At 68.2% G+C, this 24453-nt stretch carries 21 protein-coding genes; 12 read left to right on the forward strand and 9 right to left on the reverse strand.

What is annotated here, in order from left to right; all coding sequences use genetic code 11:
- Nucleotides 1–16: 16 nt before the first annotated feature.
- Nucleotides 17–517, forward strand: coding sequence for a type IV pilin domain-containing protein (locus Hhyl6_RS06490; protein WP_483738401.1), 501 nt, complete (start codon nucleotides 17–19; stop codon nucleotides 515–517).
- Here the strand turns inward: Hhyl6_RS06490 and Hhyl6_RS06495 are convergent.
- Nucleotides 514–1563: a TrmB family transcriptional regulator gene (locus Hhyl6_RS06495; protein WP_483738402.1), complete on the reverse strand. Its 1050-nt coding sequence runs from the start codon at nucleotides 1561–1563 to the stop codon at nucleotides 514–516. The genes Hhyl6_RS06490 and Hhyl6_RS06495 overlap by 4 nt on opposite strands.
- A 136-nt stretch (nucleotides 1564–1699) precedes the next feature.
- On the opposite strand from Hhyl6_RS06495, the gene Hhyl6_RS06500 reads away from it, so the two are divergent.
- Both Hhyl6_RS06500 and Hhyl6_RS06505 read left to right on the forward strand, forming a co-directional pair.
- Nucleotides 1700–4099, forward strand: coding sequence for a glycoside hydrolase family 15 protein (locus tag Hhyl6_RS06500; protein WP_483738403.1), 2400 nt, complete (start codon nucleotides 1700–1702; stop codon nucleotides 4097–4099).
- Nucleotides 4100–4178: 79 nt separating this feature from the next.
- The gene (locus Hhyl6_RS06505; RefSeq protein WP_483738404.1) at nucleotides 4179–6197 is read left to right on the forward strand and encodes a DUF7997 domain-containing protein; all 2019 of its coding nucleotides are present in this window, start codon (nucleotides 4179–4181) and stop codon (nucleotides 6195–6197) included.
- A 119-nt stretch (nucleotides 6198–6316) separates the two neighbouring features.
- Here the strand turns inward: Hhyl6_RS06505 and Hhyl6_RS06510 are convergent, their stop codons facing one another.
- Nucleotides 6317–7483: an ABC transporter ATP-binding protein gene (locus tag Hhyl6_RS06510; protein WP_483738405.1), complete on the reverse strand. Its 1167-nt coding sequence runs from the start codon at nucleotides 7481–7483 to the stop codon at nucleotides 6317–6319.
- Between the two features lie 139 nt (nucleotides 7484–7622).
- Here Hhyl6_RS06510 and Hhyl6_RS06515 point away from each other — a divergent pair, with 139 nt between their 5' ends.
- Complete coding sequence (locus Hhyl6_RS06515) at nucleotides 7623–10178, forward strand: glycoside hydrolase family 15 protein (RefSeq protein WP_483738406.1); 2556 nt, start codon at nucleotides 7623–7625, stop codon at nucleotides 10176–10178.
- Nucleotides 10179–10198: 20 nt separating this feature from the next.
- Here the strand turns inward: Hhyl6_RS06515 and Hhyl6_RS06520 are convergent, their stop codons facing one another.
- Entirely contained in the window at nucleotides 10199–12268 is a 2070-nt protein-coding gene (locus Hhyl6_RS06520) for an alpha-amylase family glycosyl hydrolase (protein WP_483738407.1), read from the reverse strand.
- Nucleotides 12269–12565: 297 nt separating this feature from the next.
- Here Hhyl6_RS06520 and Hhyl6_RS06525 point away from each other — a divergent pair, with 297 nt between their 5' ends.
- The 3 genes from Hhyl6_RS06525 to Hhyl6_RS06535 are packed head-to-tail and all read left to right on the forward strand — an operon-like array spanning nucleotide 12566 to nucleotide 15906.
- Nucleotides 12566–13849, forward strand: coding sequence for an extracellular solute-binding protein (locus Hhyl6_RS06525; protein WP_483738408.1), 1284 nt, complete (start codon nucleotides 12566–12568; stop codon nucleotides 13847–13849).
- Nucleotides 13850–13861: 12 nt separating this feature from the next.
- A complete protein-coding gene (locus Hhyl6_RS06530) occupies nucleotides 13862–14824 on the forward strand; it encodes a carbohydrate ABC transporter permease (protein ID WP_483738409.1) in 963 nt (320 codons plus the stop codon).
- Nucleotides 14824–15906, forward strand: coding sequence for a sugar ABC transporter permease (locus tag Hhyl6_RS06535; protein WP_483738410.1), 1083 nt, complete (start codon nucleotides 14824–14826; stop codon nucleotides 15904–15906). The genes Hhyl6_RS06530 and Hhyl6_RS06535 overlap by 1 nt, the downstream gene beginning before the upstream one ends.
- A gap of 16 nt (nucleotides 15907–15922) precedes the next feature.
- Here the strand turns inward: Hhyl6_RS06535 and Hhyl6_RS06540 are convergent, their stop codons facing one another.
- Nucleotides 15923–16657 (reverse strand): nucleotidyltransferase family protein, encoded by a 735-nt coding sequence (locus Hhyl6_RS06540; RefSeq protein WP_483738411.1) that lies wholly within the window; start codon nucleotides 16655–16657, stop codon nucleotides 15923–15925.
- A gap of 206 nt (nucleotides 16658–16863) precedes the next feature.
- Here Hhyl6_RS06540 and Hhyl6_RS06545 point away from each other — a divergent pair, with 206 nt between their 5' ends.
- A complete protein-coding gene (locus Hhyl6_RS06545) occupies nucleotides 16864–17607 on the forward strand; it encodes a DUF429 domain-containing protein (RefSeq protein WP_483738412.1) in 744 nt (247 codons plus the stop codon).
- Between the two features lie 55 nt (nucleotides 17608–17662).
- On the opposite strand, the gene Hhyl6_RS06550 is transcribed toward Hhyl6_RS06545, so the two are convergent.
- The 3 genes from Hhyl6_RS06550 to Hhyl6_RS06560 are packed head-to-tail and all read right to left on the reverse strand — an operon-like array spanning nucleotide 17663 to nucleotide 18251.
- Nucleotides 17663–17857, reverse strand: a complete 195-nt coding sequence (locus tag Hhyl6_RS06550) for a cold-shock protein (protein WP_123537499.1) — start codon at nucleotides 17855–17857, stop codon at nucleotides 17663–17665.
- A gap of 2 nt (nucleotides 17858–17859) precedes the next feature.
- Nucleotides 17860–18054, reverse strand: a complete 195-nt coding sequence (locus tag Hhyl6_RS06555; protein WP_220617916.1) for a cold-shock protein — start codon at nucleotides 18052–18054, stop codon at nucleotides 17860–17862.
- Between the two features lie 2 nt (nucleotides 18055–18056).
- Nucleotides 18057–18251 (reverse strand): cold-shock protein, encoded by a 195-nt coding sequence (locus Hhyl6_RS06560; protein WP_166968122.1) that lies wholly within the window; start codon nucleotides 18249–18251, stop codon nucleotides 18057–18059.
- 155 nt (nucleotides 18252–18406) lie between these two features.
- Here Hhyl6_RS06560 and Hhyl6_RS06565 point away from each other — a divergent pair, with 155 nt between their 5' ends.
- Together Hhyl6_RS06565 and Hhyl6_RS06570 are read left to right on the forward strand one after the other, a co-directional pair.
- Nucleotides 18407–19471: an ATP-binding protein gene (locus Hhyl6_RS06565; protein ID WP_483738413.1), complete on the forward strand. Its 1065-nt coding sequence runs from the start codon at nucleotides 18407–18409 to the stop codon at nucleotides 19469–19471.
- Between the two features lie 38 nt (nucleotides 19472–19509).
- Nucleotides 19510–20019: a hypothetical protein gene (locus Hhyl6_RS06570; RefSeq protein WP_483738414.1), complete on the forward strand. Its 510-nt coding sequence runs from the start codon at nucleotides 19510–19512 to the stop codon at nucleotides 20017–20019.
- Here the strand turns inward: Hhyl6_RS06570 and Hhyl6_RS06575 are convergent.
- Nucleotides 20013–21038 (reverse strand): NADP-dependent oxidoreductase, encoded by a 1026-nt coding sequence (locus Hhyl6_RS06575; RefSeq protein WP_483738415.1) that lies wholly within the window; start codon nucleotides 21036–21038, stop codon nucleotides 20013–20015. The genes Hhyl6_RS06570 and Hhyl6_RS06575 overlap by 7 nt on opposite strands.
- Nucleotides 21039–21155: 117 nt before the next feature.
- Between Hhyl6_RS06575 and Hhyl6_RS06580 the strand changes: the two genes are divergently transcribed.
- Entirely contained in the window at nucleotides 21156–21494 is a 339-nt protein-coding gene (locus Hhyl6_RS06580; RefSeq protein WP_483738416.1) for a hypothetical protein, read from the forward strand.
- 82 nt (nucleotides 21495–21576) lie between these two features.
- Entirely contained in the window at nucleotides 21577–22572 is a 996-nt protein-coding gene (locus tag Hhyl6_RS06585; protein ID WP_483738417.1) for a DUF7972 family membrane protein, read from the forward strand.
- A 1-nt stretch (nucleotide 22573) separates the two neighbouring features.
- Here Hhyl6_RS06585 and Hhyl6_RS06590 read toward each other — a convergent pair whose 3' ends face one another.
- Nucleotides 22574–24388, reverse strand: coding sequence for an outer membrane protein assembly factor BamB family protein (locus tag Hhyl6_RS06590; protein ID WP_483738418.1), 1815 nt, complete (start codon nucleotides 24386–24388; stop codon nucleotides 22574–22576).
- Nucleotides 24389–24453 lie beyond the last annotated feature (65 nt).

Below are 24453 nucleotides of genomic sequence, written 5' to 3' on the forward strand. Positions count from 1 at the left end.
GAGAGAGGAGGTACGTATGGGTGGGGACACAGCGCGAGGCGTAAGCCCGGTCGTCGGCGTCGTCCTCGTCGTCGCTATCGTCGTGGTCCTGTCGGCGACGGTCGGCGTCTATCTGCTCGGTCTGGCCGACGGGCAACCCGTACAGGCCCCGCAGACGGCCATCGTGGCCGACTACAGCGAGCGGACGACCGGCAACGGCGAGTACCTGAACCTGAGTTTCGAGAGCGGCGACACGCTCGACCGTGCGAAACTCTCGCTCGTCGTCAGCGGGGCACGCGACTCCACCGGCATCGACGCGACCCTGACGGGGGACCCCCTCGGGACGCAGGCACCGACCAGCATCACGTCGGGCGTCGAACTCTCGATTCACGCGGGTCACTTCGCCGAAGTCGACACGGCGGCCGGAGAACACCTCGACCTGAGCGAGGCGACGCTCCGTCTGGTCTGGGACCCCGACCCCGCGACGGAGAGCGAGACGTACGTCGTCTATCGCTGGCCGGACCCCAGTCGTCGTTAGGGTTCCGAGAGCGTGACTTCGGTCGTCTCGTAGTCTTCGAGGAACGAACCGGGACCGCCGATAGTCACCGTCTCTTCGCCGGTGTCGACGACGAGTGTGTGTTCGATGGGGTACGAGTTCGTCTTCGGTTCGACGAGCCCTTGGCGGGTGTCGACGACGGTGCCCGTGACCCGCTCCCGCTGGTCGGCCGCCTGAACCGGCTGGACCGACGCCTCGATAGCGACCGCCGAGTCCTCGCGCAGTCGGAGCGTCGCTTGGAGCACGGCGGCTCTGAAGTTGGCGTACGTCGCCGGGAGCGGCCGTGGGTCGGCGACGTAACACTCCTCGGCCATCGGCCAGTAGTTACCGAGGAACGACCCGGAGATTATCGGCACGACCTGTTGCTGTCCGAACGCGATAGCCCGCTGGTCGGAGTTCGACCGGATTATCATCTCCGCGGGGACGACGACGCCGAACGTGCCGTCGATAGTAAGGATAATCGGCATGTCCGGTTCGTGTGCCCGCACGACCGAGGCGCAGCCGGCGATTGAGTCCGGGTCGATGTCGCTGGTCGAACTGACTATCAGCAGGACCATCACCCCCCGGTCGACGGCGGCTTCCAGTTCGTCCGAAACCTCCGAGAGATACTGCTCCGGAACCGACAGCATGACCTCGTCCTCGGCGTTCGAGAGGTACTCGGTCAGCCGCTTGACCACCGTGACCCGGGACTTGATGACGTCGAACTGCTGGATGTCCCGTTCCGTGTTCGAGTAGCGGTCGTCCAGGGCGGACCCCATCTCCTCTAACTGGTCCGAGAGCGACTCGATGACCTCCGAGGGCGGGCGAGCGCGTATCGTGGTCGGGACGACGTGGTCGTTGACCTCCACGAATCCCCGTTTCTCCAGCGATTCGCTGATACTGTAGACGTACCGCTTCGAGACGCCGGTGTCGTCCGCGATTTCGCTGGCCTTCGCCTCGCCGCTCCGCAGAATCGAGAGATACGTGTCCACCTCCTTCTCCGAGAGCCCCAGTTGCGTGAGTCTGTCCGCGAGCGTCGAATCGTCCATGCTAATTCATCATCTCCGGTGTGGTATGTAATTTCGTTTCGGTACCGGTCGGTCGCTGCCGCCGGACGAGACGATGGTTGTAATAATTCATTACGTATTGAGAAAGCATTAAGGTACTGGTCGTACAGGGTCCCGTATGACACACCGCGAGCCACCGACTGACGCGGCCGACGCCACGTGGACCGTCGGCGAGAAGTACGGGTTCGGGACCGTCTGTGACCACGCCGACGCCGACCCCTCCCGGGTCTGGTACACCCTGACGGCAGGCGCGGTCACCGAAGTCCGGTTCCCCCGCGTCGACGTGATGAACGTCCGCGAACTCGACTTTCTGGTCACCGACGGCGAGGGGTACGCCGCTCGGACGTTCCGCGAGCGACGGGACCTGCCGACCACCGTCGACCGCTCCGCGGAGGCCGTCAGCGAGGACGCCCTCCTCTTTCGCCAGACCGCTCGTCCGACCGACGACCACGACTGGACGCTGACCGTCGAACACGTCGCCCATCCGGACGAGGACGTCCTCCTCCTCGATGTCGACTTCGAGGGCGAGAGGTACGACTGTCACGTCGTCGTCGACCCGGCGCTGTCCGCACACGCAGACCACGACGTGGCCCGCGCCCGCGACGACGCCCTCCTCGCGGCCCACGACCGACCCGCCGACGCGGACCCGGCGTTCCGCGACGAGAACGGCGACCCGATAGACGTGGGACTGGCGCTGTCGAGCGCCGACGGGTTCGACTGGACCACCGCCGACGTCCGCGAGGGCGACGTGGAGACGGCGCTACTGGAGACCGGTTCGACCGACGCGCGACACGACGAGGCCCGTGGCAACGTCGTCCTCGCCGGGACCCTGTCGAGTCACGACACCACGCTGGCCCTCGGGTTCGCCGAGGGGAGCGACGACGAGGCCGCACTGGCGGCCGCCGAGTCGGCCCTCGACGACGCCGTCGAGGACGTCCGCGCCGCCTACGTCGACTCGTGGGAGCGCTACCTCGACGAGGTGGCGGTGCCCGACAGCGTCGCCGGCGACCACGATTTGCTGGCCCAGTACAAGACGGCCGTGATGGTGATGAAGGCCGCCGACTCGAAGCAGTTCCCCGGTGCTGGCATCGCCTCCCCGTCGGTCCCGTGGGGCGACGCCGTCGACGCCAACGACCCCATCGACTACGGGTACAACTACGTCTGGCCGCGGGACCTCTATCAGGCGTACACCGCCTTCGAGGCGATGGGCGACGTCGAGAGTGCCATCGACGCCACCGAGTACCTCTACGCGTACCAGCAGGACGAGGACGGCTTCTTCCCCCAGAACACGTTTCTCGACGGGCGCACCCGCTGGGGCGGCGAGCAGATGGACGAGATAGCCTTCCCGCAGGTGATGGCCCAGCAACTGAAGGAACGCCACGGCTACGACTTCGAGGAGGCGGACTACGACTACGAGAACGTCCGCCTGTCGAGCGACTACGTGGTCGCCACCGGCCCGCACACCCAGCAGGAGCGCTGGGAGGAGGAGAGCGGCTACTCCCCCTCGACGACGGCCGCCGAGATAGCCGGCCTCGTCTGTGCCGCCGACCTCGCACTCGACACCGACGACCCCGCCGACGCCGTCGCCTACCTCGGCGTGGCCGACCACTGGGTCGACCGACTCGAAGACTGGCACGCGACGACGACGGGGACGCCGAAGCACGCGAACACGCCGTACTACGTGCGTATCACCGACGAAGGCAACCCCGACGACGGCGAACTCCGCACCCACAACAACGGCGGCGGGATGCTGGACGAGCGGAACGTCTTGGACGGCGGCTTCCTCGAACTCGTCCGTCTGGGCGTCCTGCCCGCCGACGACGAGATGGTCCGAAACACCGTCGTCGAGTACGACGACGACATCATGGTCGAGACGCCCCACGGCCCGGCGTGGTACCGATACACCGGCGACGGCTACGGCGAGAAGCGCGTCCAACCCGGCGCGCCGTGGGCACCCGACGAAACCGGGAAGGGGCGTCTGTGGCCCTTCTTCACCGGCGAGCGCGGCGAGTACGAACTCCTGTTGGACGACCCGACGTTCGACCCCGAGGACCTGCTCGAGACGCTCGCGTCCTTCGCCAACGAGGGTCGGATGCTCCCCGAACAGGTGTGGGACGAACCGGGCGAGAACGACTTCGACTGGGAGTTCGGGTCGGGCACGTCGAGTGCGACGCCGCTGTCGTGGACCAACGCCCAGTTCGTCCGCCTCGCGTGGAGCATCGACGCGGGCGAACCCGTCGAGACTCCCGCCGTCGTCCGAGAGCGGTACGGCGGGTCCGCGCCAGCAGACGGACCGGACCTCGACGTGAGTATCGAGCGTGACGGAGAGGCGGCCCGCGTCACCGGCCACAGCGACGGCGACGACGTCGTCGTGAAGACCCGGAGGGAGACGGTCAACGTCTCGGGCGGAGACGTCGACGTGACCGTCGCCACCGACCCGGACGCCCGCGTCACCGTCGTCGCCGCGACCGGCGACCTCCCGGACGTCGCCACCACCATCGACTACGAGCGGGTCTGAGCGCTCCGCCGTGACGCCCTGTAAGTGCGAAAAATAATTACACCACAATTTATGGTCGATGGCGTGTAGCGTAGTGACAATGACGCTCCGGACTTCGTTGAACGATTACAAACGTCACCGGGACGACGACCGGAAGTTTCCGGGTGAACTTCGCTCTACGACAGGTCTCTTCGCCGGGCAGGACGACCGACTCGTCCACGTCGAGGAAGACGGGTCCCTGCGGGACTACTCCTATCCGCTCGGCGGTCTCTCCGGCATCGACGCCTCTCGCTTCGGGGTCGGCGACGACTGGTTCGACGCGGCCGCCGCCCAACGGTATCGCGGCGAGACGGGCGTGGTCGAGACGGTCCACGACAACGGCGCGTGGCGGGTCGTCCAGCGGGACCTGACGCTCGGTCGCGCACACGTCACGCGGTTCGAACTCGGCGGCGACGCCCCATCCGACCTCGATTTGCGCGCGTACGTGCGGTTCGCCCCGGACGGCCGCGAGGGCCAGACGAGTCTGCTGGTCCACGACCGCGCCGTCGAGGCGTACCACCGGCGCGAACACGACTACGTCGGCGTCTCGACGGCCCTCTCCGCGGTTCACGGCCAGATTCCGGAGCGGTTCGACGAACTCGTCGACGACGCGCCCGTGGAGTTCCCCCGCACGACCGACGGGGAGCGCTACGAGGACGAGGTGATGACCGGCGCTAGCCTGCTGACCGCGCCCTTCGAGGAGGGCAGCGTCACCCTCGTCACGTTGCTCGCCGAGGCCGGGGAGACCGACCGGAGCGAGGCTCTCTCGACGCTCGCGCGAACCGCGTCTGAGTACGACGACGCGGACGCGCTGGACGAGGCGAGTGCGGAACGGCGGGAGTGGGGCGTGCCGGAGACGGTCGCCCGCCGCGAGGCGGTCGTCGACGACCTGCGAGTCGTCTCCATGCTGTCGGCAGAGAACGGGGCCCGCATCGCCGGCCCGGACTTCGACCCCTTCTACGTCACCTCCGGCGGATACGGCTACACGTGGTTCCGCGACGACGCCGAAATCTCCCGGTTCCTGCTCGACGGGAGCGAGGCGCTTGACGTCGACCTGACCCACTGGCACCAGCGCTCGGCAGAGTTCTACTGCCGAACCCAACTCGACGACGGGAGTTGGCCCCACCGCGTGTGGCCCGGCGACGAGACGCTGGCGCCGGGGTGGGCCAACGCCCGCATCGAGAGCGGCGCGGACACGGACTATCAGGCCGACCAGAGCGGGAGCGTCGCTGGCTTCCTCGCCACGTACCTCCGGCGGGGCGACCCCGAGGACCCCGAGCGCATCGAGGCGGCCATCGAACGGGCCGTCGAGAGCTTAGACGACACGCTAGAGGACGACGGCCTCCCCATCGCCTGCCAGAACGCGTGGGAGAACATGCAGGGGCGGTTCGTCCACACCGCCGCCACCTTCCTCCACGCCTACGCGGCCATCGCTCGGGCCCCGGTGGCGACGGCCCTCCGCGACCACGCGCGGGCGCAGGCCGACGCCGTGGCCGAGGGACTGGACCGCCTGTGGACCGGCGAGCACTACGCCCTCCGGGAGCGGGATGGGGTACTTGACGAACGACTCGACTCCGGGTCGCTGGCCCTCCCCGCGGCGATGCGCGAGTACGCCGAGGTGGCGACCCTCGACGAGAGGACGCTGGGCCGACTCGTCGCCCACGTCAAGGCCACGCTCGACGGCCTCGAACGCGAGACGGAGGCCGTCCGCGGCCTCGTCCGCTTCGAGGGCGACGACTGGCGACAGCACGGACAGGACGCCGAGAAGGTGTGGACCGTCTCGACGGCGTGGGGCGCCAACGCCGCCGCCGAACTCGGCAGTCTCCTCGAAAGCCGCGGGGACGCCCGGGCGGCCGACGCCTTCCGTCGCTCGCGTGACCTCCTCGGCGAGATTCTCCCCGGCGGGTCCCTCGCCCGACAGGGCGGCTACCTCCCCGAGCAACTGTTCGACGACGGGACGCCCGACTCGGCGACGCCGCTCGGGTGGCCGCACGCGCTCCGACTGGCGACCATCGCCCACCTCGGCGAGGCCGACGAACTGCGGGCGGGAGCGGGGGAGGCGAGGGCTCGAACCGAGTGAGGGGCCCCGCTGTGCGACGCGGTGACCGCGGGGAACCCGGGACAAGAACGAGAGCGTAGCGACTCGAAGACACGAACGCGAGCACCGGCAGGCGAAAAGAGAGCGGGGGCCGGACGTCGTTACTGGGTCGGCGTGACGGCCTCGGCGTCGGGGGCCGTGACGGCCTCGCCGGTTTCGACGTCGAACAGGTGGACCGACGACTCCTCGAAGGCGAGTTGGACCACGTCGCCGACTTCGGGTTCGATGTCGGCGGGGACGCGGGCGATGAAGTCGGGGGCGTCCTCGGTGTCGAAGCTACGGGACTCCGTGCCGAGGTCCAGATACAGGTAGTTGTCGCTGCCGATGGGTTCGACGACGTCCACCGTCGCCGGGATGGCGTCGTTGCCTGCCGCCTCGCTGACGGAGACGTGTTCGGGGCGGATGCCGAGGACGTACGAGCCACCGGCGATGTCGCCGAAGGCACCGGCCCGTTCGGCGGTCAGGTCGTAGGAGAAGCGTCCGTCGGACCCGGTCAGGCGGACGCCGCCGTCGAAGGGGTCGGCCTCGACGTCGAGGAAGTTCATCGACGGCGACCCGACGAACCCGGCGACGAACTGGTTGGTCGGGTTCTGGTACACGTCGGTCGGTTTGCCCGTCTGCTGGAGTTTCCCGTCGTTGAGGATGACGATGCGGTCGCCCATCGTCATCGCCTCCTCTTGGTCGTGGGTGACGTACACCGACGTGATGCCCAGTTCCTCCTGCAGGCGCTGAATCTCGGTCCGCATCGTCGTCCGGAGCTTCGCGTCCAGATTGCTGAGCGGTTCGTCGAAGAGGAACACGTCCGGTTCCCGGACGATGGCGCGGCCCAGCGCCACGCGCTGTTTCTGCCCGCCGGAGAGTTCGCCGGGGGTGTCGTCCAGCAAGTCCTCGATGCCCATCATCTCGGCGGCGTCGTACACTCGCTGTTCGCGCTCTTCGGCGGACATGTCGGTGCTCATCCGGAGGCCGAAGGCCATGTTCTGCTGGATGGTCTTGTGCGGGTACAGCGCGTAGTTCTGGAACACCATGGCCACGTCGCGGTGGCGGGCGTGGACGTCGGTGATGTCCGCGCCGTCGACGTGGATGCGACCGCTCGTCGGTCGCTCCAGTCCGGCAATCATCCGCAGCGTCGTCGACTTCCCACAGCCAGACGGCCCGACCACCGTCACGAACTCCCCGTCCTCGATTTCGAGGTTCAGGTCGTCGACTGCGACGATAGACCCGCCGTCGAACTCCTTGCGAAGCGATTTCAGTTCGAGACTCGCCATTACTCCCTGTGTATCTGTCCCGCATGATAAATGTTCCCCAAAACTTCGAATTTGTGAGGGAAAATTTCGTAGACTTTTTTCTCCGGGAGTCCGAGGGGTAGTCAATGGTTCACGTCCCACGGTCGACCGGGAGGCACGGATGAGACGGCGACGCGACTTCATGCGGACCGCGGCGGGCGTCGGTCTCGCGGGACTGGCCGGGTGTCCCGGTCAGACGAGCGGTGACGACACCGACGGCGAGGACACCGAGACGGGCACCGAAGCGACGGCGACGGAGACATCGCTCGACGTCCGGCCGCCGCGCTGGACCACCGGGAAGAAGTACGGCGTGGCGACGGTGCCGGACCACGGGACGGAGGACCCCTCGCGGGTGTGGGCGACGTTCACCGCCGGGGCGGTGACGGAAGTTCGGTTCCCTCGAATCGACCTGCTGAACCTCCGGACGCTGGAGTTGCTCGTCGTCGACCCCGAGGAGGGGCGGACGTGGCGGACCCACGACGCCGACCGGACCATCGACGACGGCGTCGAGAGGTCGACGACCCTCGCCACCGACGAGGCCCTCCACTACGAACAGGCCGCTACTCCGACCGACGGGGACTGGGCGCTGACCGTCGAGTGGGTCACGGACCCCGACCGGGACGCACTCGTCGGAGACGTGACCTTCGAGGGCGACGACTCCCTGGAGGTGTACGCCGTCGCTCGCACCGCCTGCTCACAGAGCGCCGGGGCCGACGTGGGGCGCGTGGCGGGTGCAGACGGTGACGCCCTCGTCGCGTGGGACGGCACCGAGAACGACAGCCAGCACGTCGTCCGCGAGGACAGCGAACCCTACGCCGTGGCGATGGGGCTGGCCTGTGAAGGCGGGTTCGACCGCGCCAGCGCGCTCTCGGTCGACGACGGACAGCGACTCCTCGAAACCGTCGCGTGGACCGACAGCGACGAGGCCGAGGACGTGGTGACGCTGGCCGGCCGCGTGCTGTCGGGGTCGGGCGAGACGACGCTGGCGGTAGGCTTTGCGACCGACCGGGACGAGGCCGCCGCCCGCGAGACGGCGACGGCCGCCGCCGACGCCGACCACGAAGTCGTCCGGACGGCGTATCTGGACGCGTGGCGCGAGTACCTCGGCGAACTCGACGTGCCCGACAGCGTCACAGCGGACGCCGACCTCCTGACCCAGTACCGGGTGGCGGCGATGACGCTCGCGGCCGTCGAGGACAAGACCTACCTCGGGGCCAGCATCGCCTCGCCCTCGGTCCCGTGGGGGTCGGCCGTCGGCGCGGCGAACCCCAGCGACTTCGGCTACAACTTCGTCTGGGCGCGGGACCTCTACCAGTCCTTCACCACGCTCCGGGCGATGGGCGACGTCGAGGGCGCGCGCCGCGCCGTCGAGTACGTCTTCGAGTACCAGCAGGACGACTCGGGGTTCGTCTCCCAGAACACGTTCCTCGACGGGCGCACCCGCTGGGGCGGCGAGCAGATGGACGAAATCGCCTTCCCGCTGGTGATGGCCTACCAGTTGGCCGACCGCCACGGCATCGCGTTCGAGGACGCGAGCTACGACTTCGAGAACGTCCGAGCCTCGGCGGACTACGTCGCCAACAGCGGGCCGGCGACCGAACAGGAACGGTGGGAGGAAGAGAGCGGCTACTCCCCGTCGACCATCGCCGCCGAAATCGCCGGGCTGACCGCGGCGGCGTCGCTGGCGGCCGACGCTGGCGAACGGGACGACGCACTGCGATGGCTGGCGACGGCCGACGACTGGGCGCGCAACGTCGAGGAGTGGTGCGCGACGACGACGGGCACCGACGAACACACGACGACACCGTACTATTTCCGGGTCGACGACGACGCGGACCCCGACGACGGCGCGGACCGCGACCTCGCCAACGGCGGGCCGACGCTCGACGAGCGAAACGTCGTCGACGCCGGCTTCCTCGAACTCGTCCGTCTCGGCGTCCTGCCCGCCGACGACCCGACCGTCGAGAACTCCGTCGCCGTCGTCGACGACGCCATCCGCGTCGACACGCCCAACGGCCCGGCGTGGTACCGCTACAACGGCGACGGCTACGGCGAACCCGAGAGCGGCGACCCGTGGACGAGCGAGGGACAGGGGCGTCTCTGGCCCATCTTCACCGGCGAGCGCGGCGAGTACGAACTCCGACGGGCCGACAGCCCCGACGACGTCGCGCCCGAGGCGTTGCTCGAAGCGATGGCGAACTTCGCCAACGAGGGCCGGATGATTCCAGAGCAGGTGTGGGACCGCGAGGAACCCACCGAGTACGGTTGGGCGTTCGGCGAGGGTACCGGGTCCGCGACGCCGCTGTCGTGGTCGATGGCTCAGTTCGTCCGTCTCGCCCACGGCATCGACGCGGGCGAACCCGTCGAGACGCCCGCCGTCGTCGCCGAGCGGTTCGGCACGGAGCGGCCACGACCCTCCCTGTCGGTCGCGGACCTCCCGACGACCACCGAGAACTCGCCCGTCACCGTCGAGGCGGAGACGGACGCCCCCGAAGTGCTCGTCCACGCCGACGGGACGACCCGGCGAGCCACCGTCAGCGAGGGGAGCGCGACCGTCGACGTCCCCCTCTCGGGCATCCGCACGACGATTACCGTCGTCGCCGTCGAGGACCCCGGCGAGTTGGTCGAGGCGTCGCTGGCCGTCGACCGACAGACGGTGACCTACACCGGAGACTGAAGCGGCGAGAAACCGGACCGCTACTCTTCGACCGGCGTGACGACCACGTCGGCCACCCGGAGTCCCTCCTCGGCCGCCACGTCCGTCCCCGAGAGCAGGTCGTGACCGCTCACGTCGGCGTCCAGCGCCACCGTCGCGTCCTCGCTCCCGAAGTTCAGCACGACGGCCAGCGTCTCGTCGCCGTCCGAGCGAGTGTACGCGACGACGGTCTCCGGGTCGCCGGAGACGACGGTCCACTCGGCCGGGTCGACGCCCGGAGCGCGCAGGGCGGGGTGGGCCTGTCGGAGCGCCACCAGTCGGCGGTGGAAGTCGGTGAGGTCGGCGTCGCCGTCGTGCCAGCGCATCGTCCCTCGCTGGTCCTCGACGCCGCGTTCCTGCCCGTAGTAAATCATCGGCGCGCCGGGGACGGTGAACGTCGCGCCGACGGCGGCCCGCAGGGGCGTCTCGCCACAGTCGTCGCGGTAGCGGTCCTCGTCGTGGTTCTCGACGTAACGCATGTGGACCGACCGGTCGGGGTAGCCCCGGCGCGGCGACTCCTCCAAGGCGTCGAACAGCGCCGTCGCCGGTTCCTCTCCGTTGCCGACGTCGCGGAGCGTGAAGTAGAAGTCCGTGTCGTAGTGGACGTCGAACTCGTTCTCGCGGAAACCGGGGTCCCGCGGGACCGTCTCGTCCAGCAGGAGGAACTCGGCGTCCTCGGCTTTCACCCGCTCGCGGACCTCCTTCCAGAAGCCGTGGGGGACCCCCCACGCCACGTCACAGCGGAAGCCGTCGACCTCGCCGGCCCACTCGTCGACCACGTCGAGCATCCAGCGCCGGACGTCGAGCGAGTCGTAGTTCACGTTCGGAATCTTCGTCCAGTTGAAGTACAGGCCCGCCGCGTCGTCGCCGGCCCAGTCGACGCCCGTGACGTTCTGGGACTCGGGAATCCGCTCGTAGTAGTCCTCGTAGCCGGGGACGCCCGAACGGTGGAACTGGAAGTACGGGTGGTCCCGCGAGGTGTGGTTGACGACCAAGTCGAAGACGACCCGGATGCCCGCGTCGTGGAGCGCATCGACCAGCGACGCGAACTCCTCGCGCGTGCCGAGGTCCGTCGCCGTGTCGAACAGGTCGGTGATGTGATAGCCGTGTCGCGTGGGACTCTGGACGACGGGGGTGAACCACACCACGTCGACGCCAAGCGACTCGATGTAGGGCACGCGGCGCTCGATTTCCGCGAAGGACGTCTCGGCGACGTCGCCGACGAACTCGCGGACGAATATCTCGTAGATGGTGGCGTCGCTGGCCCACTCGGGGGCGTCCGCGGGCCGTTCGAAGGAGACGTCCTCGCCCGCGTGGACAGTCAGCGTGTCGGCGATGCTGTGCTGTTCGGCCACAGCGACGGCGTGAATCCGCGAGAGGACGGGGAGGGAGTCGGCGGGCACGCGCAGTTCCTCGTCCTCGACGGTCACGTCGGCCTCGGCGAGGGCGTCCCGGTCGTCGAGGTGGAACTCCACGTCGGGGTCGCTCCCGTCGGGGGCCGCGCGTGCGTCGGCGGTGACGACGACGGTGTCCCCCTCGCATCGCCCCTGCAGTTCGACGCGGGGTCGGCCCGCGCCATCGACGGTCACCTCGTCGTCGGCGAAGGGGTCGAACTCCCCGTCGAACGCGAAGATGACGCTGTGGGTGCCCGGCGGGAGGTCCGTCTCGAAGACCCACTCGCCGTCGTTCTCCTCGGTGGCCCAGTGGGTCCCCATCGTGAAGTCGTTGAACCGGCCCATGATGACGCAGTTCTCGGCGTCGGCGACCGCCTCGGGGTCGCCCTCGACCACGTCGTCGGCGGTGACCCTGAACCGGACCGACTCGCGCGCGGAAGCAGGGAAGGCCCGAACAGTCTGGGTGTGCGTGCCGTCCGGTGCGTCCAGTTCCGCGCGGTAGGTGCCGGGCGCGTCCGGTTCGAGGTGGACGACTGGACCGTCGTCGAGCGAGATAGTGCTGTCTGCGGGCGCGTCGGCGAGTCGCCACCGGAACGTGGCCTCCGAATCTGGTCGTCGCGGCGCCAGTTCGACAGCCTCACCGACCGTACAGAATCGCGGCGGACCGGGGTGGTGCATACGCCATGGCTTGCTACCTCGGTATTTTACTGTTCCCCTTGATTTCGACGTGTGGTCGAGAAGTCGAGCAATCGTTCAACCACCACGTTTCAGGGACGAGGTATAATTTCGTAGTATTTTTGTGCATGGAGGATAATCATAGACGTGTCGGGCTGGCACATCGACGGCACGACGCGGCCGTCGGCTCTCGTTTTTCGCGACCTCGACGAGCGGCTGGAATCGGCGCATATATGATAATCGTTTGTGACCATCCGAATGATTTAAGTTGTGAAAGACTATTTCATCCATTATCCATCCATGACAATGGACCGCAGAACGCTGATAAAGCAGATCGGTGGCGTCGGTGCGGCGGCGGCACTGGCAGGATGTAGCGTGCAGGAAGACAGCGGCGACGGTAGCTCCGGGTCTGGCGGGGAGTCCAACGGCAGTTCGGACGGCAGCAGCGGGACCGAGAGTCAGGGCCCCGCCGGCACGGCGACCGCGTGGTACTCGCTGGCCGAGAGCGAACTGGCGACCCGCGAAGAGGTCCTCACCACGTTCAACGACCAGAGCCGCCACACCGTCGACGGAGCGGACATCTCCGACCTCCAGCAGAAGACCTCGAGCGCGATTCCGGCCGGCGAGGGCCCCCAGATTTTCGACTGGGCGCACGACTGGGCCGGCAACTCCTACGAGCAGGGGTTCGTCGTCGACCAGAGCGACCAGGTGTCGGTCAGCCTCGACCAGTTCACCGAGACGGCCCGGAACGCCGTCCAGTACGACGGGAACCTCGTCGGCCTGCCGTACGGCGCGGAGACGGTGACCCCAATCGCGAACCTCGACATCGTCGACTCGGTGCCCGGTAGCGTCGACGAGATGGTGTCGATGATGGAAGAGCACCACGACCCCGACAACGGCCAGTACGGCCTCGGCTACCCCTTCGACCCGTACTTCGCCAGCGCGTGGCTGCAGGCGTTCGGCGGCTACTACTTCGACCCGGCCGCGGACGAACCGCTCGGCGTCGCCAAGGACGAGACCGTTCGCGGACTGGAGTTCGCGCTGGAGAACCTCCGTCCGTACATGCCGAACGACCCGAGCTACGAACCGCAGGCCGCCGCCTTCGCCGAGGGCAACGCCGCGTTCACCATCAACGGTCCGTGGTCGCTGTCGGGCATCAACAGCAACGACATCAACTACGAGGTGTTCAGCTTCCCCGAGATGAGCGACGGGACTCCGAGCCCGTACACGGGTATCTCGGTCTGGTACTTCGCCAAGCCGATGGCCGAGGGCGGCGCCGCCGCGAAGGCCGGCCGACAGTTCGTCGAGTGGTTCGTCACCAACGAGGACCACCTGAGCAGTCTGGCCGAAGAGCAGGGCGCCATCCCCGTCCTCGACAGCCTCGTCGGCAGCAGCGACCTGCCCGCGGCGGTGCAGGCCTACTCGGAGTCTGCCGGACAAGGCGTCCCGATGCCCAGCGCGCCGCGCATGGACGACGTGTGGGGCCCGGTCGGTACCGCGCTCACGCAGGCGTTCAACGGCGACGCCAGCCCGCAGGGCGCACTAGAAAACGCCGCACAGCAGATTCGCAGCAACTGGGAGTAAGCCCGAGCCAGAATGAGTACGGCAACTCGCGTCGCGAACCGCGTCGAGAAGGTTCCCTTCCTCAGCCGCGGCGACGCCTCGCTCCTGCTGGTGCTCCCGGGTCTGTTCATCTTCTCGGCGTTCATGCTGTTCCCGGTCGTCTATCTCGTCGGGATTTCGTTCACCAACGCGGAACCCGCGAACCTCTTCGCCGGCGAGGGCGTCGTCTCGATTCTGACGTTCGGCGACGCCACCTACGTCGGACTAGAGAACTACGCCGACGTGCTCACCGACCCGCAGTTCTGGAACTCCTTCGGCGTGACGTGGCTGTTCGTCGCCACCAGCGTCGTACTGAAGGTGCTGACCAGCATCTCTATCGCGCTGGTGGTCACCAGCGACCTCGTCCGCGGGAAGCGGTTCCTGCGGTCGTTCATCATCTTCCCGATGGGCCTGCCGGCCATCTTCACCATCACGGTGTGGCGCGGCATCTTCAGTTCGGCGCAGTTCGGGCTGATGAACCAGTTCCTCACCGGCTTCGGGTTCGAACCGGTCGCGTGGCTCTCGGGCCGCTGGACCGCGTTCATGGCCTACAACATCACGGAGGCGTGGCTCGCGTACCCGTTTATGGTCATCATCACCGTGAGCGCCCTACAGGACGTCTCCGAGGAACTCCACGAGGCCGCCGTCGTCGACGGCGCAGGCTTCGTCTCCCGGTTCCTCCACGTGACGCTCCCGTCCATCAAACGGCCGGTGCTGTTCGCGACCATCCTGACCTCGGCGGCCTCCTTCCAGCAGTTCCTCATCCCCTTCGTGTTCAACCAAGGGGGGCCCGCGCGAGCGAACGAACTGCTGGTCGTCTACGGCTACCGCGAAGCGCTCCAGTTCCAGGAGTACGGTCGCGGGGCCGCCATCAGCATCGTCGCGCTGGTGTTCATCGGCGCATTCATGTGGCTCAACGTCAAGAAAGGGCGCCTCGCCGACGGGGTGAGTGACTGATGGGACTCCTCTCGAACATCGGCCGGAAGCTCTCCTCCGACGCGAAGAACCTCGCGACGACGCCCGTCGACACGCTCAGGCAGTGGAAGTACACCGCCGAAGCCGTCCAGCGCGGCGAAGTGCCGGCCTCCGAAGTCGTGAAAGTCGCCGTCTCGACGGTGCTGGCGACGATGATGGTGCTGGCGCTTCTCTTCCCCATCTACTGGATTCTGATGGCCGCGCTGTCGGGTAGCGGCGCGTCGCTGTACACCTCCGAGAGCTTCACGCTGATTCCGGCCGACCCGACCCTGAAACCGTTCATCTGGGTGGTCGGCGACCTCATCGTCCCGGGGTACGCCATCTCCGTCAGCATCCCGCTGACCGACCTCGCGCTCGTGTTCAACACGCCCGAGGTGACGCTGCTCGACGCCGCGAACTACGGGGTCGAGCGGCCGTCGGACTTCAAGAAGTTCCTCTGGAACAGCGTCACCGTCGCCATCCCGACGGTGCTCATCGCGATGTCGCTCATCATCCCGGCGTCGTACGCGCTCTCCCGGCGCGAGTTCCTCTTCCGCCGGAAGATTCTGTTCGTCTACGTGCTCCTGACGCAGGTCGGCGGCGGTCTCGGCGTCGCCCTGCTCATCGGGATGTACGCCATCTACGTCCAGTTCGGCATCAACAACAGCAAACTGGCGCTGGCGGTGTACTACGCCGCGACGGCCGTGCCGTTCAACACGTGGCTGTTGAAGACGTACATGGACGGCATCCCCGTCTCCTACGAGGAGGCCGCCGTCGTCGACGGCGCGCCACCGTGGCGCGTGGTCACGGAGGTCATCCTCCCGATGTCCGCCGCCGGACTGGCGACGGTGTTCATCTTCATATTCCTGACCGGGTGGACCGAGTTCGTCGTCGCCCAGACGCTGCTGGGCACGGAGAACTACACCCTGCCGGTCGGCCTCTACTCGCTCGTCGGCGAGTACTCCATCCCGTGGGCGCGCTTCTCCGCCTTCGCGCTCACCTTCGCGACGCCCATCATGCTCGTGTACCTCTTCGCACAGCGGTACATCGAGGGTGGCCTGTCGTTCAGCGGGATGGAAGGCTGAGGCCCTCGCACCAACCTCACTCTCCGTTCTCTGTACCGTCGAGCGACTGCAACCGGTCGGTCACCGCCGCCCGGTCGGCAGGGTCGTTGACGTTCCGACACCACCCCGCCAGTTCGACCGTCTCCACGCGGTGGCCCGCCCGCACGAGGCGGTCGATGGCGTCGGCCAGTTCGTACTCACCGCGGGCCGACGGCGTGACGTCCGCGACGGCGGGTTCGATTGCGGCGTCGAAGGCGTAGAACCCGCGCGTGACGAGCGTCGACGGTAGGTCGTCGGGTTTCTCCACGAGGCCGGTGACCCGGCCCTCGGCGTCCGTCTCGACGACGCCGGTCTGCCGGGCCTGTTCGCGGGACACGCGTTCGACCAGCAGGGTCGCCGCCGCGTCCGTCTCGCGGTGCCCCCCGACCACCGCGTCGAGGTTCGCCCGGCAGACGTTGTCCCCGTTCAGCACGACGAGCGGCGGCGACACGACCGGGAACGCCTGTTCCAGCGCGTGGGCGGTCCCCAGCCGTTCGTCCTGTCTGACGTACTCGAGCGGGGTCTCCCGATAGCTGCCGCCGTAGTGGTCGACGACGTCTTCCCCCCGGTAGCCCACGACGACGACCAACCGGTCGGCGCCGACCGACAGGAGCGCGTCGAACGCGTGCGAGAGGAGGGGGCAGCCGTCGACTTCCACGAGTCCCTTCGGTCGGTCGGCCGTCAGCGGGCGCATCCGGGTCCCTTCGCCGGCGGCCAGTACGACACCGTCCATAGGTGACTGGTCGGGTGCGACGCGAAAAAGCGTCCCGGCGGGTCGTTTTTCACCGCCGACGGTCTAGACGGGTGGCAGACCTGTGCTGTCCCCACTGCGGCGCGCGTCTGCGGACGGTGTTCGTCGGGTCCGAGGAGTGAGACGGACTGTCGAGCGAGCGCCCAGACCGGGTCAGACCTTTGTACGCCCGTCACCGATATCCACCGATGGCTGGGCAACTGTACGTCGGCGTCCACTGGAGCGGCGGCCCGTGGGTGGCCGTCGCCTTCGGTCCGGACGGCTACGACCACGCGTCGGTGTTCGACGGCGTCGGCGACTGCTGGGCGCGCTACGAGGAGACGGCCGCACGGATACTGGTCGACGTGCCCGTCGGCCTCGTCGAGTCCGGCGACCCGGTCCGGCGCTGTGACGCGCTCGCGCGGTCGGTGCTGGGCCCCCAGAGTTCGACGGTCTTCGACCCGCCGGTTCGGGAAGCGACCAGAAAGCGGCGGTACTCCGCGGCCAATCGAGTCCACGAGCGCAAGACGGGCGACCCCCTCTCCGAAGACGCCTTCGAGGCCAGAGCGGGCATCGCGATGTGCGACGAACTCCTGCGGGAAGTGCCGGAGGCCGCCGCCCTCGTCCGGGAGGCTCACCCGGAGGTCTGTTTCCGAGCGCTCGCCGGCGAGCCACTCTCGTACGACCGCGAGACGGCCGGCGGCTACGCCGAGCGGATGCGGACGCTGGCCCACTACGACAGGGACGCCGCGCCCGTCGTCCAGCGGGCGGCCGAGGCCACCGACGGCCACGAGGTGGCGGTGGCCGACGTCCTCGACGCCGTGGTGCTCGCCTACACCTCCCGGCCCGGCGACAGCGACCTGCGGACGCTCCCCGCGGACCCGCCGACGGACGCGACTGGTCGGCCGATGGAACTCGTCTATCGCGCGGCGACGCCGCTCACGGAGTCCTGACCGTCGCGGTCGCTCCTCGGTGAAAATACTGTGCTGGCTGAAGACAGAACCCGTCTTACAGCCGTTCGAGGTTCGTCGCACGCGGACCCTTGTCCGCCTGCTCGATGTCGAACTCGACTTCCTGCCCCTCTTCGAGGTCAGGACCGCCGACGTCTTCCATGTGGAAGAAGACGTCCTCGTCCGCGTCGTCTGTGTCGATGAAACCGTACCCGCCAGTGTCGTTGAAGAAATCGACTTTGCCTTTCGCCATCGTTAGAGCCTCGTGACGTTCGTCGCACGCGGACCCTTGTCCGCCTGCTCGATGTCGAACTCGACTTCCTGCCCCTCTTCGAGGTCAGGACCGCCGACGTCTTCCATGTGGAAGAAGACGTCCTCGTCCGCGTCGTCGGTGTCGATGAAGCCGTACCCGCCAGTGTCGTTGAAGAAGTCGACTTTGCCTTTCGCCATCGTTAGAGCCTCGTGACGTTGGTCGCGCGCGGACCCTTGTCTGCCTCTTCGATGTCGAATTCGAGTTCCTGTCCTTCTTCGAGGTCCGGACCGCCAACGTCCTCCATGTGGAAGAAAACGTCCTCGTCCGCGTCCTCAGTTTCGATAAAACCGTAACCGCCAGTGTCGTTGAAGAAATCAACCGTTCCTTTCGCCATTGCACTCGGAGAGTGACCGGGACCACGGATAACAGTTCCGGTACGGCCACCGTCGACCGAGTAAGGCCGATACAGCCACTCTACCGACGGTATTTCGATGCTGTCGCGCTCCGCTCGTTCACAAGAACTATGACTTTACTGAGGATATCCGACGCATGGACCGGACGGCGGGACACCAGGCGGCACCGTGGTTGCTCACCGGCCTCGGGGTGGCACTGTCTGGGATGGCCGCCGTGTGGCATCTCGGTGTCGAAGCCAGTGCGCTGGGCGGGCTGAACGGCCCGGCCGTCGCGTTCGCGCTCGACGGAGTCCTCCCGTTGGCGCTCGTCTACGGGAGCTACCGACTGGTTCGGAACGGGTTTCCCACCGAGCGAATCTGGACGGTGTCCGTCTGGAGTCTCCTGGGCGGATTACTGTTCGCCGTCGTCATCGGGCTGAGCGTCCTCGTCCGGTGGTCTGAGGGACGGGTCGTCGCCGAACCCGAGTTCGTCATGCTGTTGGCAGCCGACACGGGAGCCGTCGCCGGGGCCGTCGCCGGCTACTTCGCCGCCCGGACCCGGCAAGACGCTGACCGGGCCGAGCGCGCCGCACACACGCTCACGTTCGTCAACGGCCTCCTCCGCCACGACATCACCAACGGACTGACCGTCATCGACGGACGTGCGAACGTCCTGCTGAGCGACGCCCAGTCCGAGGCGACGCGGACGGCGGCGCGGGCCATCGAACGACAGGTCGGGGAGATGGACGAACTCGTCACCAACGCCGGTGCCATCGCGGCCGCGCTGTCCTCCGAAACCGGGTTCGACCGCGTCGACCTCGTGCCCGTCGTCGACGACGTCCTCGATACGGCCCGGGACACCTACGAGGCGACGCTCACGCTCGACGCGCCCGAGGAAGCGACGGTCCGCGCGAACGAGGCGGTCCAACCGGTCGTGAAGAACCTCGTCGAGAACGCCATCGAACACAACGACGGGGTCCCGACGGTGGCCGTCACCGTCGAACGAACCGCCGAGACGGTCCGACTCCACGTCGTAGACGACGGACCGGGCATCCCGCCGGACAGACGCGGGGACATATTCACCGCGCGCGCAGGCGAGACACACGGTGGCGGCCTCCACCTCGTCGAGACGCTGGTCGAGAGTTTCGGCGGGGGCATCTGTCTGGCCGAGGACGGCCACCCGGGAACCCACTTCGTCGTCGAACTGCCACGGGCCGCGTAGGGACACCGTTCTTGTGAGTCCCCGTCATGAGTGGTGGTATGCTCCGCCGACTGCGGGAGAACGGGCCGGTGGTACTCGTACCGCTGGCGTGGACGTTCGCCACCGCCGCACATCTGGACGCGCTGACGCTGCGGACCGTCCTCATCGCGCACTTCGTCATGGACGGCATCATCGCCGCCTTCGCCGTCCTCTCGTGGCGCGAGATGACCGACGGCGTGTTGCTGGCGTGGCGTCGAGTCCTGCTCGTGGGACTCGTCGTCACGCTCGCCGGCACCGCCGGTTTGCTGGCCGACCCGCCGTTCGACCCGCTCCTTACCGCCACCGTCCTCGGGTGGATGCTCGTCCCCGCCGCGGGCCTCGCGTACACGGGCCTGCACGTGGACAGACATCCCCGGGCGTACACCGTCGGCGCGGCTCTGAGCGTCGGCGGGGCCGTCGCGTACGCCGTCGGCGTCTTCGCATCTCTCTCCGCGTTCGTTCTCGCGGGTCTGGCGTCGACGAACGTCGGGCAGACCGCCGGAATCGTCGCCGCCGTCTACGACTACTGACCGGGGTCCCGCTCTGCGACCTGCACGAGTTGCTTCCCGACGTTCTCGCCCTCGAACAGGCCGAGGAAGGCGTCCGGAGCGTTCTCCAACCCTTCGGTAACGGTCTCGCGGTAGTCGACGTCGCCCGAGGCGACCCACTGGCCGAGGCGCTCGGCCGCCTGCTCGAACCGAGGTTCGAAGTCCCCGACGAGGAACCCCTCGACGCTGGCGCGGGTCTGGATGAGTTGGGCGAGTTTGCGCGGGCCGACGGGCACCTCCTCGTCGTTGTACATCGAAATCTGTCCGCAGACCGCCACGCTCGCGTCCACGTTCAACCGCGTGAACACCGCGTCGGTTATCTCGCCGCCGACGTTGTCGAAGTAGGCGTCGACGCCGTCCGGCGCGGCCTCGTCGAGCGCCGCCCGGTAGTCGTCGGTCGTCTTGTAGTTGATGGCGGCGTCGAAGCCGAGTTCGTCCTCGACGAAGGCGACTTTCTCGTCGGACCCGGTGAACCCGACGACGCGGGCGCCCTGCAGTTTCGCCAGTTGACCGGCGACGGACCCGACGGCGCCGGCCGCTCCGGTGACGACGAACGTGTCGCCGGCCGACGGTTGGGCGACCTCTCGCGTCCCGAAGTAGGCGGTCAGGCCGGGCATCCCGAGGACGCCGAGTCGCGTCGAGAGCGGCGCGACGTCGGGGTCGACGGGCGTCAGTTCCGTCCCCGGCGCGGTGGAGTAGTCGGCCCACCGGAGGTTGCCCGTGACCACGTCGCCGGCCTCGAGGCCCGCGCCGTTCGATTCGACGACTTCGCCGACGACGCCGCCGCGAAGCGCGTCGCCCACGTCCCACGGGTCGGCGTAGGACTCGCCCTCGCGCATCCGGTCGCGCATGTACGGGTCGACGGAGAGGTACAGCGTCCGGACGAGCGCCTCGCCCGGGCCGGGGTCCGGAACCGCCTCCTCGGACAGTTCGAAGGTGTCTCGCGCCGGTGTTCCCTCGGGGCGTTTCGCCAACCGATAGACGCGGTTCGTCTCTGACATCGGGGACCGTAGACCGGACACCCGAAAGGGGGCTTCGAAAGGAGAAACAACCACCGGTTGAAAGTTTATTCGTCGGTGGCCGCAGGGCATAACCGGCACAGGCCCCACCGGTCGAGTATGGTCGACGACGACCTCGGCACGGCGACGATAGTGTACGAAACACCGGAGGACGGCACCGTCGAACGGACCGTCGAGAACGAACACATCGCCTACTTCCAGGACCACTGGATACTCAAGACCGACGAGGACGAGGACCGGGACGTCGTCCGCCGGATTCCGAGACAGCGGGTCCACTACGTCGAGCGGTCGGTCGACGAGTTCGAACAGGAGGTCAGCACGCTCCGGAATCAGGTCGAGTCGTTCGCGGACGACGTGCGCTCGAAACTCCTCGGGAGCGACGAGCGGTCAGAGCAGGAGGCCCACCACATCGACGTCGAGACGGACGACGAGAAGTAGGCCCCTCCCGGAACGCCGCCGCCGTCTCGCTCCGCGGAACCTCCACTTATTGTGCTGGCATCTGAACCGACGACGCAGTTGCATGTCCGAGACCGAACGGTCCGGCTGGTCGGGTCCGACCGACCTCCCGGCCAAGCGCTGGGTACTGTTGACCGGGAGCAGGACGGCGCTGTCGGCCGTCGCGCTCCTGTCGCTGGTCGGACTGACCGGCGGCCTGATAGCCGCGGGCGTCGTCTACGTCGGACCGGGTAGCACGTTCGCCTCCGTGCTGTCGAGCGGGATGCTCGGTGCGCTGGCGACCATCGTCACCGTCACCCTCTCCATCAACCAACTCATCCTCTCGCGGGTGTTCGGCGCTCCGGCCGACCTCACGGACCGACTGGAGGGGAACCTCGACTTCCGGCGCTCCGTCGAGGACATCGCGGGCGTCGACGCGAGTCCGAACGACCCCGGGTCGTTCCTCTCGCTGGTCGCCCGCACCCTCGAAGAGCGGGCGGCCGAACTCGAGCGGCAGGTCGAGCAAGCGGACGACGTGAGCGAGGCCCACCGCGAGACCACCAAGTCGCTGGCGTCGGACCTCGTGACCTACGCCGCCCACCTCGAATCCGGCGAGGACTCCGAGAGCACGTTCGAGGTGCTCGCGCTCACTTTCGGCACCGAGTACGCCGACCTCATCGACGACGCACGGGCGCTCGAACGGGGGGCCGACCGCGAACTCCCCGAGTCGGCCGCGGAGGCCCTCGAGGACATCCTCGAACTGCTGAAGGGTATCGCCACTATCCGGCAGTTCTTCAAGACGCTGGCCGTCCAGCAGGACCTCGCGGCCCTCTCCCGGCAACTCATCTACACGGGCGTCCCGGCCCTGTTGGTCACCTTCTACCTCGCGCAGGTGTACGGCGGGCCGAGTGGGTCGACGACCCTCCCCGTGGCGTCCCTCCCGGTGGTCGCCAGCGTCGCCACCGGCGTCGTCTTCTCGCCGCTCGCGGTCCTCGTCGTCTACATCCTCCGCGTGGCGACGGTGACGCTGTACACGGTCTCCGTCGGGTCGTTCATCCCGCCGGAGGAACGCGCCGAGTAGGTCAGTCGCCGACGTGCAGGACGATGGCCGCCTCGTCGGTGACGCCCTGTTCGTCGGTGACCGTCAGCGAGACGCGCCAGTCGCCACAGACGCCGTCCAGTTCGACGGTCGTCGCCACGCCGGAGCGCTCGTCGTGCCCGTTGACGGTCCACTCGTAGGACGCGATATCGCTGGTCCCGGCCGTCGAGGCGCTGGCGTCGAGGTCCACCGTCGCGCCGCTCTCGAACGTCCGGTCCTCGGCGTCGGCCGGGTCCGTCTCGATGCGGGCCACCGGCCCCTCGTAGGTGTTCTCGGAGACGGAGACGGTCTTGCCTATCGAGGCGGTCCACCCGTAGTCGTTCTCGACGGTGAGCGTCACCGTCTGCTGGCCGCTCTCCTCGAACGTGTGCTCTGCGGACTCGGTCACGTCGTCGGTCCGAACGTCCGTCTCGCCGTCGCCGTCGAAGTCCCACCGGAACGTCGCCCCGCCGGCGACGGCGGTGAAGTCGCCGAACGAGTCGGAGCGGTTCTCGAAGGACGCTGGCATCCCCCGCAACACCTCGTCGGGGGCGTCGAAGGCCGGGTCGGGTTCGGCCGAGGCGGCCGACTCCTCGCCCGATTCCAGCGCGACGAGGGACGGCGCGGCGTCGTCCGCCTCGGAGAACTCGCCGACGTACACCCGCCCGTCGACGGCCACCGGTGGGACGATGACCCGCACGTCGGGGCTGGACCGGTACTGCCCGACGGGGTCGCCGCTGGCGGCGTCCAGCGCGTACACGCCCGCTCGCTCGGTCCCGACGTAGACGGTGTCGCCGGCGACCGACGGCGAACTGCTGACGGTCACCTGTGACGGCTCGAACGTCCACTCCCGTTCGCCGGAGGCCGCGTCGAACGCGGACAGGCCGTCCCCGTCCGGGAAGTAGACGGTGCCGTCCGCGACGGCGGGCGACTGCTCGGTGAAGTACCGGGGCGTGAACCCGTCGATTGTGGCCCGCCACTGCTCGGCCCCGTCGAGCGAGAAGGCGAAGACGGCGTTGTTGGTGGCGAAAAAGACCCGGCCGCCAGCGACGGTCGGAGTCGCGATGTTGCCGGTGTACCGCCCTTCGCGGGGGAAGCCTGCGCCCCACTGCTGTTCGCCGCTGGCGGCGTCGACGGCGTACAGTTCGCCGAGGCCGGCGTCCGTGCCCACGGCGAAGTAGGCGACGCCGTCGGCGACGGCCGCCGAGGTCATCGACATCGGGCTGCCGGGCAGGACTGGGGCGAGCGACCACTGCTCGGTACCGTCGGCCGTGTTCAGCGCGGCGAACTCACCGTCCCGGGCCGGATGGGGGAGATAGACGGTGCCGTCGGCGACCGTCGGTGACGATTCGTACTGGCTTCCGGTGTCGCCGAGCGACCACCGTTGCTCGCCGGTCGCGGCGTCCAACGCGACCAGCGTCCCCGCGCGACCCCAGACGAACACCAGTCCGTCGGCTATCGCCGGTGAACACTGCGCCACGTCCGTCTCCGTGCGCCACTTTTCGGTCCCGTCCGCGTTCACGGCTTGGACGATACCGGTGCGCCCCGAGGTGTTCGAGACGACGTACAGCGTTCCGTCTGCTATCGCGGGCGCGGAGGCGCACCCTGACGCGCCGGTGCGCCGGAACCGCCACGCCGGCCGGAGTTTCGTCGAGGGCGCGGCGGCGTCCGTGTATCCGGTCTTGGCGGCGTCGTACTGTAGTTGGGAGGAGGGGACCGAAGTGGACTGGGCGGCGGCGTAGACCGCGTCCCCCGCCGCGACCCCGCCTGCGGCGAGACCGAGGGCAGTGAGAACGCTCCGCCTACTGAGGTGTTGCATACGGACACAGATGCGGCCACTCCCTATTCCTATGAATCAGATATGTCTCCTGCAGTACGCTTAAT

It is taken from the genome of Haloarcula sp. H-hyl6 (assembly GCF_056934455.1).

Excerpts from the sequence above, each read along its gene's own strand:
- Hhyl6_RS06490 (WP_483738401.1), top strand. The coding sequence starts at position 17 with ATGGGTGGGGACACAGCGCGAGGCGTAAGCCCGGTCGTCGGCGTCGTC.
- Hhyl6_RS06495 (WP_483738402.1), bottom strand. The coding sequence starts at position 1,563 with ATGGACGATTCGACGCTCGCGGACAGACTCACGCAACTGGGGCTCTCG.
- Hhyl6_RS06500 (WP_483738403.1), top strand. The coding sequence starts at position 1,700 with ATGACACACCGCGAGCCACCGACTGACGCGGCCGACGCCACGTGGACC.
- Hhyl6_RS06505 (WP_483738404.1), top strand. The coding sequence starts at position 4,179 with ATGACGCTCCGGACTTCGTTGAACGATTACAAACGTCACCGGGACGAC.
- Hhyl6_RS06510 (WP_483738405.1), bottom strand. The coding sequence starts at position 7,483 with ATGGCGAGTCTCGAACTGAAATCGCTTCGCAAGGAGTTCGACGGCGGG.
- Hhyl6_RS06515 (WP_483738406.1), top strand. The coding sequence starts at position 7,623 with ATGAGACGGCGACGCGACTTCATGCGGACCGCGGCGGGCGTCGGTCTC.
- Hhyl6_RS06520 (WP_483738407.1), bottom strand. The coding sequence starts at position 12,268 with ATGCACCACCCCGGTCCGCCGCGATTCTGTACGGTCGGTGAGGCTGTC.
- Hhyl6_RS06525 (WP_483738408.1), top strand. The coding sequence starts at position 12,566 with ATGACAATGGACCGCAGAACGCTGATAAAGCAGATCGGTGGCGTCGGT.
- Hhyl6_RS06530 (WP_483738409.1), top strand. The coding sequence starts at position 13,862 with ATGAGTACGGCAACTCGCGTCGCGAACCGCGTCGAGAAGGTTCCCTTC.
- Hhyl6_RS06535 (WP_483738410.1), top strand. The coding sequence starts at position 14,824 with ATGGGACTCCTCTCGAACATCGGCCGGAAGCTCTCCTCCGACGCGAAG.
- Hhyl6_RS06540 (WP_483738411.1), bottom strand. The coding sequence starts at position 16,657 with ATGGACGGTGTCGTACTGGCCGCCGGCGAAGGGACCCGGATGCGCCCG.
- Hhyl6_RS06545 (WP_483738412.1), top strand. The coding sequence starts at position 16,864 with ATGGCTGGGCAACTGTACGTCGGCGTCCACTGGAGCGGCGGCCCGTGG.
- Hhyl6_RS06550 (WP_123537499.1), bottom strand. The coding sequence starts at position 17,857 with ATGGCGAAAGGCAAAGTCGATTTCTTCAACGACACTGGCGGGTACGGT.
- Hhyl6_RS06555 (WP_220617916.1), bottom strand. The coding sequence starts at position 18,054 with ATGGCGAAAGGCAAAGTCGACTTCTTCAACGACACTGGCGGGTACGGC.
- Hhyl6_RS06560 (WP_166968122.1), bottom strand. The coding sequence starts at position 18,251 with ATGGCGAAAGGAACGGTTGATTTCTTCAACGACACTGGCGGTTACGGT.
- Hhyl6_RS06565 (WP_483738413.1), top strand. The coding sequence starts at position 18,407 with ATGGACCGGACGGCGGGACACCAGGCGGCACCGTGGTTGCTCACCGGC.
- Hhyl6_RS06570 (WP_483738414.1), top strand. The coding sequence starts at position 19,510 with ATGCTCCGCCGACTGCGGGAGAACGGGCCGGTGGTACTCGTACCGCTG.
- Hhyl6_RS06575 (WP_483738415.1), bottom strand. The coding sequence starts at position 21,038 with ATGTCAGAGACGAACCGCGTCTATCGGTTGGCGAAACGCCCCGAGGGA.
- Hhyl6_RS06580 (WP_483738416.1), top strand. The coding sequence starts at position 21,156 with ATGGTCGACGACGACCTCGGCACGGCGACGATAGTGTACGAAACACCG.
- Hhyl6_RS06585 (WP_483738417.1), top strand. The coding sequence starts at position 21,577 with ATGTCCGAGACCGAACGGTCCGGCTGGTCGGGTCCGACCGACCTCCCG.
- Hhyl6_RS06590 (WP_483738418.1), bottom strand. The coding sequence starts at position 24,388 with ATGCAACACCTCAGTAGGCGGAGCGTTCTCACTGCCCTCGGTCTCGCC.